10 protein-coding genes and 1 pseudogene are annotated in these 10,098 nt (G+C 64.5%); 5 read left to right on the top strand and 6 right to left on the bottom strand.

From position 1 onward, the window contains the following. The coding region (locus ACTJK8_RS31530; RefSeq protein WP_440763134.1) for an inorganic phosphate transporter at window positions 1–1,370 on the bottom strand (1,370 nt) is incomplete at its 3' end. 404 nt (window positions 1,371–1,774) lie between these two features. On the opposite strand from ACTJK8_RS31530, the gene ppk2 reads away from it, so the two are divergent. Beyond that, window positions 1,775–2,695 (top strand): polyphosphate kinase 2, encoded by a 921-nt coding sequence (ppk2, locus tag ACTJK8_RS31525; protein WP_440763133.1) that lies wholly within the window; start codon window positions 1,775–1,777, stop codon window positions 2,693–2,695. A 218-nt stretch (window positions 2,696–2,913) separates the two neighbouring features. Here the strand turns inward: ppk2 and ACTJK8_RS31520 are convergent, their stop codons facing one another. Further along, complete coding sequence (locus ACTJK8_RS31520) at window positions 2,914–3,309, bottom strand: hypothetical protein (protein WP_440763132.1); 396 nt, start codon at window positions 3,307–3,309, stop codon at window positions 2,914–2,916. Window positions 3,310–3,411: 102 nt separating this feature from the next. Next, the gene (locus tag ACTJK8_RS31515; RefSeq protein WP_440763131.1) at window positions 3,412–3,885 is read right to left on the bottom strand and encodes a CYTH domain-containing protein; all 474 of its coding nucleotides are present in this window, start codon (window positions 3,883–3,885) and stop codon (window positions 3,412–3,414) included. A gap of 134 nt (window positions 3,886–4,019) precedes the next feature. Here ACTJK8_RS31515 and ACTJK8_RS31510 point away from each other — a divergent pair, with 134 nt between their 5' ends. Together ACTJK8_RS31510 and ACTJK8_RS31505 are read left to right on the top strand one after the other, a co-directional pair. Continuing rightward, the gene (locus tag ACTJK8_RS31510) at window positions 4,020–4,319 is read left to right on the top strand and encodes a hypothetical protein (protein ID WP_440763130.1); all 300 of its coding nucleotides are present in this window, start codon (window positions 4,020–4,022) and stop codon (window positions 4,317–4,319) included. A 92-nt stretch (window positions 4,320–4,411) separates the two neighbouring features. Beyond that, entirely contained in the window at window positions 4,412–4,576 is a 165-nt protein-coding gene (locus tag ACTJK8_RS31505; RefSeq protein WP_440763129.1) for a hypothetical protein, read from the top strand. Window positions 4,577–5,348: 772 nt separating this feature from the next. Here ACTJK8_RS31505 and ACTJK8_RS31500 read toward each other — a convergent pair. Both ACTJK8_RS31500 and ACTJK8_RS31495 read right to left on the bottom strand, forming a co-directional pair. Beyond that, window positions 5,349–5,837, bottom strand: coding sequence for a DUF302 domain-containing protein (locus ACTJK8_RS31500; RefSeq protein ID WP_440763128.1), 489 nt, complete (start codon window positions 5,835–5,837; stop codon window positions 5,349–5,351). Between the two features lie 81 nt (window positions 5,838–5,918). Next, a complete protein-coding gene (locus ACTJK8_RS31495; protein ID WP_012321655.1) occupies window positions 5,919–6,359 on the bottom strand; it encodes a hypothetical protein in 441 nt (146 codons plus the stop codon). Between the two features lie 237 nt (window positions 6,360–6,596). Between ACTJK8_RS31495 and ACTJK8_RS31490 the strand changes: the two genes are divergently transcribed. After that, window positions 6,597–7,541 carry a LysR family transcriptional regulator gene (locus ACTJK8_RS31490; RefSeq protein WP_012321656.1) on the top strand — a complete coding sequence of 315 codons (945 nt, stop codon included), beginning with the start codon at window positions 6,597–6,599 and terminating at the stop codon, window positions 7,539–7,541. Between the two features lie 269 nt (window positions 7,542–7,810). On the opposite strand, the gene ACTJK8_RS31485 is transcribed toward ACTJK8_RS31490, so the two are convergent. Then, on the bottom strand, window positions 7,811–9,412 hold the full coding sequence (locus ACTJK8_RS31485) for an ABC transporter substrate-binding protein (protein WP_440763127.1): 1,602 nt from the start codon (window positions 9,410–9,412) through the stop codon (window positions 7,811–7,813). 284 nt (window positions 9,413–9,696) lie between these two features. Between ACTJK8_RS31485 and ACTJK8_RS31480 the strand changes: the two are divergent. After that, window positions 9,697–10,098 (top strand): annotated as a pseudogene (locus ACTJK8_RS31480) (integrase); the annotation flags it as partial.

The following is a 10,098-nucleotide window of genomic DNA, read 5'->3' as shown; positions in this document are numbered from 1 at the left end:
CCGATCTTCTCGCCCACCGTGACGACGATGCGCTTCCATCCGACCATGGTGCCGAGACCCAGGGCCAGGGCGACGCAGACCTTCACCCAATCGGGAATGTAGCGGGTCCCTGCGTTGAGCAGTTCGGTGTAGCTCTTGAGGGTCTTCGTCTCCGTTTCTGAGAAAGCTGCGCCGGTCTTCGGCAGCAACCGGATTGCATCGGACGCGAGATACATGTCGTTGCGCACGTTCGAGGTCGCCCCGGCTGGGACCTGCTGAAGCGAGCCGTAGTTCTTCACCGATGTCGCGATGTCGGTCGAGAGCGCGGCCAGTGCGCCGTAGACCTCAGGCCGATTGAGGTCTTTGGCCTTCAACGCGTCGGCGACGGTTTTGCGGGCTTGAGACGCGTCGGGGCGCGGTTTACCGCCAGCGTGTCCTGCAAACACCGTGCTGGCGGCCTGCGAGGTTTGCACGAATGCCGGGGTCGCATCGGAGTTCATGGTTCGGTTCAGCGCGTAGGCAGTGGGGGCAGCGCCGATCAGGATCAGCATGATCAAGCCCATGCCCTTCTGCCCGTCATTGCCGCCGTGGAAGAACGAGACCAGCGTGCAGGTGAGGATCAACAGGCCGCGGATCCATAGGGGCGGCGGCGCCTCGCCCTTGGGCGCCTCATAGAGATCTTTGCGGCGCACCGCGAATTTCAGGGCGAGCAGCAGCAGGGCGGCCGCCACGAAGCCGCAGACCGGGGAGAACAGCAGCGCCTTGAAGACGTTGAGCGCCTGCGCCCAGTCGACGCCCGAGGTACCGTCCTGGCCCCCCATCAACTGGTTGGCGAGGCCGACGCCGAGCACCGAGCCAATCAGCGCGTGGGACGAGGAGTTCGGCAGACCCATGGCCCAGGTGCCAAGGTTCCACAGGATCGCCGCGATTAGCAGCGCGAAAATCATCGCGTAGCCCGCCCCCGAGCCGACCTGCAGGATCAGCTCGACCGGCAGCAGCGTGACGATCGCGTAGGCCACGGCGCCCGAGGACAGCAGCACGCCGAGAAAGTTGAAGGCACCGGACCAGATCACCGCAACCAGCGGCGGCATCGAGTGGGTGTAGATCACTGTGGCGACCGCGTTGGCGGTGTCGTGGAAGCCGTTCACGAACTCGAAGCCGAGCGCGATCAGCAGCGCGAGCCCGAGAAGCACGAAGGCGCCGACAGCTAGGGGTTCCTGGTGCACGGCGTTCATGTCCGCGACGAGGCTCACCACCGCGTAGCCGAGCCCAGCCACCAGGACGAGGAGGAAGGCAATGATGCCGCCCGGGTGCATTCCGCGGTCGAGCTTGGGCTTTCCGCTTGGCGCTTGTCCTATAGAACTCGTTGGAGTCAGAATAGCGTCGGACATAGGCGCCTCGGTGAATTCTACGGTTCGCCTGCGGCGTAGATTGGCTCCATGACACTTAGGTGACGTCGAGACGATTTTATCGAATTTCTTGAGCCGCTCGCGGGTGCTTTAGTGAAAGCCGCTTTGGCAAATTCAGAAGATCGGCATTTTTATCAACAATGTCGGATCTTCGATGGCGATATGCTGAATAAGTGCGATGTATATATGGTATAAAAGATAGTTTTTGTGCCGCATGCGAAGATTGATGCAATATCGATCTTGATTCTGCGTGACTAACGCATGAACTAATCCAAAAATCCAAAACGGAAAGGTGCAAAGGCAACGAGATCTGGCGTCGCTTCGCGGGCTTGTCATGGAAGTGTGCTCACGGTGGCCGATCGACGCCCTATCGAGGTTCGCAGACGATGCCTGACGAGAATTTTGCTCAAGCTGCCGCGCTCGACGCCATCCGGCGCGAGCTGGCCGACAGCTACGATGAGGAGCTGGAGCTGGGACTCGAAGACGAGCGTCTGGACCGCCTCGCGGAAAATTCGGAGTTTGGGCACCCGGACCGGCTCGACCGTAAGGTCTACTTCCGCGAGCTATTGCGCCTGCAGCATGAGCTCGTCCGCCTGCAGGATTGGGTGCAAGATCGCAAGCTGCGGGTTGTGGTTCTATTCGAAGGCCGCGACTCGGCTGGGAAGGGCGGCGTGATCAAGCGGATCACCCAGCGCCTCAACCCCCGCGTCTGCCGCGTCGCCGCCTTGCCCGCCCCGAGCGAGCGCGAGCGGACGCAATGGTATTTCCAGCGCTACGTCTCCCATCTGCCCGCCGGCGGCGAGATCGTGCTGTTCGACCGCTCCTGGTACAACCGCGCTGGCGTCGAGCGGGTCATGGGCTTCTGCACCGAGGCGGAGGTCGAGGAGTTCTTCCGGTCGGTCCCCGAGTTCGAGCGCATGCTCGTGCGCTCCGGCATCGTCCTGGTAAAATACTGGTTCTCGATCACCGATGCCGAGCAGGAATTCCGCTTCCGGATGCGGATCCAGGATCCGCTTAAACAGTGGAAGCTCTCGCCGATGGACGTCGAGTCGCGTCGGCTCTGGGAAGGCTACACCAGGGCCAAGGAGGACATGCTGGCGCGGACCCATATCCCCGAGGCGCCCTGGTGGGTGGTTGAGGCGGTCGACAAGAGGCGAGCCCGCCTGAACTGTATCAGCCACTTATTGGCCCAGATCCCTTACGACACGGTGGAACACCCGCCCGTCCGGCTACCCGACCGAGTGCGGAACGCGGATTATGTTCGCGGTCCGGTTCCGGCCGAGATGTACGTACCGGCTGTATACTGAACGAGAGCGGCTGATCCAGTCTCTTCAGATATCGGTCGCGGTGAGGACTGATCGAAGCGCGTTTTGGCCGGACGCGGACAGAGCGTCTATCGGGCAGCTGCAGCAGAGGTGTCCTCGTCTGGTGGGTGCAAAGTCGGCGGCCATTCGGCGAGGTACGGCAAGCGTGGCCGTTAGATCATGCGGTCAGAGGCGGAGTTGCTCTCGATCTCATACGCATCTCACCGACGGGGCGAGCGGCGGCTTCGTGATGTCGGACTCAACAGGTTGTCGGACACCATGCCAGTGCTCTCGAACTCGGCCATGGTGTTGATGAGGTCGGTTACAGAGATGTCGAGGCGGACTCCGGTCTTCAGGCGAAGCACCGCATCAGGTTCAAGCCAGATCGGTAACAGGCCCGCAGGGTTACCATGTATCGATCCACGAGCGGTCAGGGCGCCGTCCCATTCGCGCTCGACAACCACTCGGTAGCGGACTCGAACCGGCTTACACTCTGCCGCGGACACGATCCCGTGCCCTGTCAGAATCTTCTCCTCACCTTCGCCGAGCATACGCAGGCTGAAACCATCCGGACCAAACAGCAAGTCGTTTTGCCACTTGAGCCCGACGGCAAGCAATTCCAGCGCCTGCCGTCGAGACGGGATGGAGGACGTCGTGTAAGCCTTCTCAGGCCGGCTCAGCGTCGTCCTGTGCTGAAGATGGTGGCTGGGACCGACAGCTCAGGCAGCCAGCCGATCCAGCATCGCGCCTTTAGCTAACCGTGAGTTGCGGTAGCGTGCATCTGTCGTGACTTCTCGCCCGACCCAGCGCGGCAGCGCCACGTACTGATCCTCGCGCGCCATCTCGATCTCGGCCAGGATCAACCCGCCGAGGGCCCCTTCGAAGACGTCCACGTCCCAGCTCGCCCCGGCGTGGTCGACCCGGTAGCGGGTCTTATGGACGCGCTGCCCTGGCGGCACGTCGGCGAGCAACTCCTCCCCCATCTGCAAGGGCACCTCGCACTCGATTTCTTCGCGAGTGGCGCCGCTCTTCGGCCCTTTCCATGTCAGGAATGCCCGGTCACCCGCGCGCCGAACCCGGAGGGTGTTGCAGGCGTCGGTGTAGAGGTAGCCCTGTACCAGGAGAGTGCCCGACCGGCAGAGCGGCAGCACGGCGGGCGTGGCGAGGAACTTACGCTCGATCTCAAGGGCCATACGGGAGAGGGCTCACGCCGTTGCGGTGGCGTGTCCTCTAACTCATGTATGGCCGGACTCGGCAGAAGGCTGGTGCAGGTCCCCCATAGCGCCCTGCGCATGGCTGACGATGGCCCCGATACAAAGGAGTAGTGATGGCCAGAATCGAGGAATTGGCTGCAACGTTGCAGGGCTTGGCCGCGCCGGGGATCAAGCGAAAGGAGCTGGTCGCGGCTGTTCGCGAGAAGCACCCGAAGGCGTCCAAGAAGGACATCGTCCGAGCCGCCTTCTACGCTCTGACGAGCGCCGTCGATGGCGACCTGGAGCGTGCGCAGCGCCTCCACACCTTCGCGCTGCACGAGCGCACCGCTGAGGACGAAGAGCCCCTGCCGGTGAAGCGCCGCAAGAGGGACAGACGCAAGGACGCGCAGCGAAACCAGCAGCCGACGCACTGAGCGACAGAACCGGCCGGTAAAGTCATCTGATCGTCGTGGCGCAGGGATAACGAGCTCGCCTCGCCGCTTCACCGGCTCGCCGGGAGCAGATCATGCCCAGACACTACTGCCTCGACCCGCACGACCCCTATGCTGAGCACGAGGTTCTGGTCGAGTTCGAGATCACCGCCCGTGGCTTGCGCCTCATCGCAGCTATCGAAGCTGGTGGCGAGGACATCCTGACCGATTTGACCGAGACTCAATGTGAGGACCTCTGACGCGAGCTTCTGGCTGCGTGTCAGGTCCCGCCCGTCGATTGCCAGTTACCAAGCGGTCAGGCGATACACTCGCGTTGAGGACAAGCCTGCGTAGATATGATGAGTGAAGCTCAACATTCGTCGCCCTTCACGTTCGACCTCGTTCCATCGCAGTGCGAGGCAAGCGGCTAGCAATGGGCGATCAGGAAGCAGGGAAAACTGGTCCAGCGCTCCGACAACCCGGCCTTGACCGAGGTCAAGGTACGCCTTCAGTCGCAGGCCATGATTAAACGTCTCAGAGTCGTTCAAGTGAACTGGTAGCCGATGCAGATTCGCAGGTGCACAGGGCGGTGAAAGGCCCGCCGCGGCGAGGCCGGGCGGATTGAGTTACGGCACGGCGCCGGGGAGACTCGCCGCGAATGGCGGTGCTAACATCACGGGTGCAGCAGCCCGATTACGCATGCCGTACCCCGACAAGGGCCGATCATAGGCGGCAACGTCCGCTTGTGGGCTGTTGTCAAAACCATCTGAATGACCGGGATGGGCGCGTCACTTCATTAGTGACGTGGGAACAAGGGTCTTCTCTCGGGCGCTGCACAGTCGCCTGTGAACGACTGTGTTGGGTCAAAAGCCGTAGAACCGCTGTGGGTGGTTTGCCGCCCGGCCGCTTTTGGGCGGCGATACTGTAGAGTCAGACATTGCTGACTGGCTCCAACTTCTTCCGCAGAGCGGTCGGACGGCGCACCATCCGACCGAAGACTCCGTCCCAGCCACAAGGGCGAGCGCAAGGCGGTCAGGCAGCCGCTGCTGCAAGCACACCCCGAAGCTGCTCATCCAGGGCCGCCGCGACGGCGTCGACCTCCATGTTCCCGAACTGGCCGAAAGTGCTTTTCGGGCGGTCGTATTCGAACGCGACGACGCCCTCTATATCCTCTCGAAGGAGCACCCGGATCGGCGCGTACAGGGCGGCTGAAACATCGTGCCGGGTCATCGATGCGGCCGTCAGCGGGTTGCCGATGTCGTACTGAATGGCCTTGCGGCTCAACCCGGCGGTGAGAAGCACGTCGCCGTGGTCCCGGGAGCCGAAGATCGAGAGCGGCGCCTGCCGTTCGAGAAGCGCGCGCGCATCGTCCACCTTTCTGGCCTTCAGAAGCTTGGCGTAATCGAGGTCGATGGCGGGCACCGAAGCCTCCAAGGCGGATCGAACCACCTCGAAAGACTTTGTCGAGGAGAGAGTGACGTGCTCAACGGTGATCGTGGTCGAGGTGAGCTGGCTGGTCATGGTTTCAACTCCGCTTTTCATGAGGTGAACGGCCCGCCATGCGGACCGCGGCGGCTCGTGCTGACTGGTCCGAGGGCGCGATCAGTTCATCGCCTCAAGCGCCCCGAGCTTGACCGTGCCCGTGGCGGCCTCGACCGTGACGGGCGCGTCGGGCAGCCACCGGACGACGCCCGCGGTCGCGAAACCGCCCTGCTTGAGCACCTGCGTCGCATTCGTCGCGATGTTCCGGTTCCGGTAGGCGACGGTGATGGTGGCGGGTGCCTTGAAGGGCTTGGCGGAGGCGATGGCCGGCCGAGCCTGCTGCCAGCGCGTGAGGGCCGGCACGAGGAGACCGCCCTGTGCGCGGACGTCGGAGGCGCCCAGCGCGAGACCCGGCGTGTGGTAGGCCGCTCCGATGACGGCGGGAACGGAAAAGGTGCCCTGCGCGGCGGTGTCGAGGTTCACCTCGGACGCGGAAGCCGGAAGGTGGGCCGTCACGGTCATTGTCAGGGCGGCGGCGAGGGTGAGGGTACGGTGGGTCATCTTTGGATCCTCTCAGTGTGACGGGGTGGCCCGTCCTTCGATGAGGTGCAGATGACGCCGGCGGGTGCATTCATCAAACAAATGCAATTGATACCCAACATCCACGCCATAAATGCACTCGTGATTCCGATGACCACGGTGTCGGTTGGTGCAAGCGGTAAACCCCATGATCGCGCTTGGTCCGACGCCGCATCACTCCGCTGTCGCCGTGGTCGACGGCCGCCAGCGAGCCGGGTCATGACGATCAAGCACCGTGACCTCGCCGGTATCGACCTGAACCTGGTCGTGGCGCTTGACGCGCTCCTGACCGAGAGCAGCGTCACGCGCGCCGCAGCGAAGGTCGGCATCACGCAGTCGGCCATGAGCAGCAGCCTCGCCCGCCTGCGCAGGCTCCTCGGCGACGAGCTCCTAACGCGCACGCCGGACGGCATGCGCCCGACCCCGCGCTCACTCGCCCTCGTCGAGCCGGTCCGAGCGGCCCTGCGCCAGTTCCAGGGCATCGTCCTCCGGGAGGACGATTTCGACCCCTCGACGGTCGAGCGGTCCTTCACGCTCGCCATCCCCGGCAGCGTCGAGGTGCGCCTCATCCCGCGCTTGCTCGCTTTCCTTGCAAGCGAGGCGCCTGGCATCCGCCTGCACCTGGTCGGCCTCGATTACGCGAGCGTGCTGGGGGACCTCGACGCCGACAGGATCGACATGGCCGTCGGCATGATCTCCGAGGGCCAGGTCCACCATAAGGTCCGGCCGCTCTATCGCTTCGGCTTCCTGAGCCTGTTCAACCCCCGGCTGCTCGGCGTCGACGGGCCGCTGTCACTTGACGACTTCGTCCGCTTCCCGCACATCCTGACGTACCTGACCGGCGTCGGCCCGGGGGTGGTGGACAAGGCGCTCGCGTCGGTAGGCCGGACGCGGAGGCTGGCAGCGACGACGCCACGCTTCGCCACCGTGCCGTTCCACGTGCAGGCCGCGCCCCTGATCGCCACAATGGCCGACGAGTTGGCCACGACCTTTGCGGCCCAGCTCGGCTTGGCGACGAGCCCCGTGCCTGTGCCGACCGAGGAGATCGTCATCTCGATGCTGTGGCACGCCTCCTATGACCGCGATCCGGCCCATCGCTGGCTGCGGGACGTCATGGTTCGCCTGGGGCGCGAGGCCGGTAGCGCCCGCGAAGAAGCGGTATAACTCGTAGCCTCAAGCCTCTCGGTCCTTGGACCACCTTTACGTTCGGGTGCCTCTGCAGGCAGCAACGGACGCCAATAGACAAGTCTGCTATTGGGAGATCAAGGGGATGAACTGAGCGTCCGGCTTGGGTGGAAACGCGACCTTCTGCTTCTGGCCGCAAAGGCTAGAGAGCCGACGGCCTTAGCCGTATTAGCCAGCTCTTCTGACGAGCACGAACGCCAAGCATCTATCCGGCGAGAACCGTCGCCTTCGTCACGCTCAGTAGACCTCTAGGACGCTCGCCGCACGTTCCAGAACACAGACAGGTTCTTGACCACGTCCCGGAGATCGTCCCGATAGGCAGTCCGGCTGAGATACTGGCCGAGGGGCAGGTAGGGCACCTCCTGCATCGCGAGCGCCTGGATATCGTGGGCGATCTTCCGGCGGCCGTCCTCGTCCGGCGCCTCGATCCAGGCCCCACGCATCGCCTCGATCTGCGGGAGGTCGGGCCAGCCGAAGAAGCCCGTCTGCACGCCGCCGCAGCGCAACACCTGCTCTACCGCCGGGTTCAGCATGTCGAAGCCGGACCAGTCGGTGCAGAAGATGTTCCAGCCACCCTGGTCCGGAGGCGCCTTGTTGGCCCGGCGGGTGACCATGCTGCCCCAGTCCGAGACGGCGTGTTGCACGTTCATGCCGAGGCGCTGTAGGAGGTCGTTCATCACATCGCCCATCGCGGCTAGCCGCGGCAGATCGCCCGCCGCCAGCAGGACCACGCGCTCGCCCTTGTAGCCGGCCGCGATAAGGTCCCGCTTCGACCGCTCCAGGTCGCGCGGACGTGTCAGCGCGTCGAGACCCACATCGGAGGCCATAGCCGTGTCGGGGGCGAAAAGGCCGACGCCGGTCCGGATCAGGTTCGGATCCGTCCCGTTGATCGCGGTCATGAAGTCTTCTTGCGAGAGTGCCTCCAGCAGCACGCGGCGAACCGCAGGCTTGTCGAAGGGTGGGTGCAGGTGGTTCATCACCCCGGTGCCCATCGTCCCCAGCCGGCCCGATAACGGCGTGACGATCCCGCGGTCGGCTCCCAGTGTTGGAAGCAGGTCGTTGATCGGGTTCTCCCACCAGTCGACCTCGCCGTTCTTGAGCGCGGCTGCGGCCGTGCTGGGATCGGGCATAGTCGTCCACTCGACCCGGTCGAAATGCACCCGCTTCGGCCCGGCCACTCCCGAGACCTCCCCGTCCGCACGGGGCACGTAGTCGGGGTTGCGGTCGTAGACGACGCGGGCGCCGATGATGCGCTCGCGGGCATTGAACCGGAACGGACCCGAACCGACGACCTCGGGGAGCTGCTGCTTGGGGTCGAGGACAGCCAGCCGCTCCGGCAGGATCAGCAGCGCCGGGGGCCCGAGCTTCGACAGGGTCGCCAGCATCAGGCCGTAGGGCCGGTTGAGGCGGATGGTGAAGCTGCGATCGTCGGGGGCTTCCATCGCGTCGGTGCGCGCTAACAGCAATTGGCCGAGGTTGTCGCGCGGCGCCCACCGCCGGATCGAGGCGACGCAGTCGCGCCCGCGCACCGGCTCGCCGTCGTGGAACTTGAGACCCTCCCGCATGCGGAAGGTCCAGCGCTTCCCATCGTCCTCCACCGTGTAGCCCTCGACCATCTGCGGCTGAGGCCGGAGATCGCCGTCGATCGCGAAGAGCTGGTCGAACACCAGCAGCGCGTGATTGCGCGTGACGTAGGCGCTCGTCGTGAGTGGGTCGAGGATCGTGACATCCGCCTGCGGCACGAAGCGCAGGGTCCGCTGACGAGCGCTCTGCGCGAGCGCGGGCCGGGTGGGGAGGAACGAGGCGGCGCCTACCGCGGCGGCGGCCCCGAGAAAGCTTCGACGCAGCATAGCCTGAGGCCTCGACAGTTGCGTTGGAAGCGACCTGTCCTCCCAGCCGAGCAGGCGGTACTTCCCGTCGCGCACCCTACCATGCTGAAGCGGCTTTGGGCTGCACCCCATCACCTTACGCAGGTTTGAACATCGGCCGCTTTGTCTGCTTTGCGAATGCCCGAGGGACGCTCAGGACGTCCGGGAGGGGTCGCGTGCGGAACGTCCGCATACGGCCCCATCACCGGAGCATCAGTTCGGGTCTCTTTTCGCCGTGTCGGCATGGGCCGGCGAGGAGACAGACGATGGGACATTCTGCACACGATCCGGCCGTCAAAGGACGGCCGGCCTGGAATGCTGGCCGCAAGCTTGGCGCCAAACGAGCCCTCAAGCCTCAGCAGGTCTGGGCCATCCGGTTCTGGCTTGACCGCGAATTGCGCACACGCGACCGAGCAATGTTCGACCTTGCCATCGACAGCAAGCTGCGCGGCTGCGACATCGTCAAGCTAAAGATCGGCGATCTCGTCAGTGGCGGTCGCGTTCGTAGCCGGGCCATCGTCATCCAGCGCAAGACCGGCCGACCGGTGCAGTTCGAATTACTCGAACCCGCACGAACCAGCATCCTCGCATGGCTGGAGGCCAGGGGTGGTACGCTCGACGACTACGCTTTCCCCAGCAGGCTCGACGGCGTCACGCACATCAGCACC

The organism is Methylobacterium sp. 22177 (genome assembly GCF_052045615.1).
GTDB lineage: Bacteria > Pseudomonadota > Alphaproteobacteria > Rhizobiales > Beijerinckiaceae > Methylobacterium > Methylobacterium radiotolerans.
The sequence above is the reverse complement of the archived record's forward strand: the minus strand, read 5'-3'. Positions and strand labels throughout refer to the sequence as shown.

Bases quoted from the DNA above. Each gene is read 5' to 3' on its own strand.
- ppk2 (WP_440763133.1), top strand. From the start codon at position 1,775: ATGCCTGACGAGAATTTTGCTCAAGCTGCCGCGCTCGACGCCATCCGG.
- ACTJK8_RS31515 (WP_440763131.1), bottom strand. From the start codon at position 3,885: ATGGCCCTTGAGATCGAGCGTAAGTTCCTCGCCACGCCCGCCGTGCTG.
- ACTJK8_RS31510 (WP_440763130.1), top strand. From the start codon at position 4,020: ATGGCCAGAATCGAGGAATTGGCTGCAACGTTGCAGGGCTTGGCCGCG.
- ACTJK8_RS31505 (WP_440763129.1), top strand. From the start codon at position 4,412: ATGCCCAGACACTACTGCCTCGACCCGCACGACCCCTATGCTGAGCAC.
- ACTJK8_RS31500 (WP_440763128.1), bottom strand. From the start codon at position 5,837: ATGACCAGCCAGCTCACCTCGACCACGATCACCGTTGAGCACGTCACT.
- ACTJK8_RS31495 (WP_012321655.1), bottom strand. From the start codon at position 6,359: ATGACCCACCGTACCCTCACCCTCGCCGCCGCCCTGACAATGACCGTG.
- ACTJK8_RS31490 (WP_012321656.1), top strand. From the start codon at position 6,597: ATGACGATCAAGCACCGTGACCTCGCCGGTATCGACCTGAACCTGGTC.
- ACTJK8_RS31485 (WP_440763127.1), bottom strand. From the start codon at position 9,412: ATGCTGCGTCGAAGCTTTCTCGGGGCCGCCGCCGCGGTAGGCGCCGCC.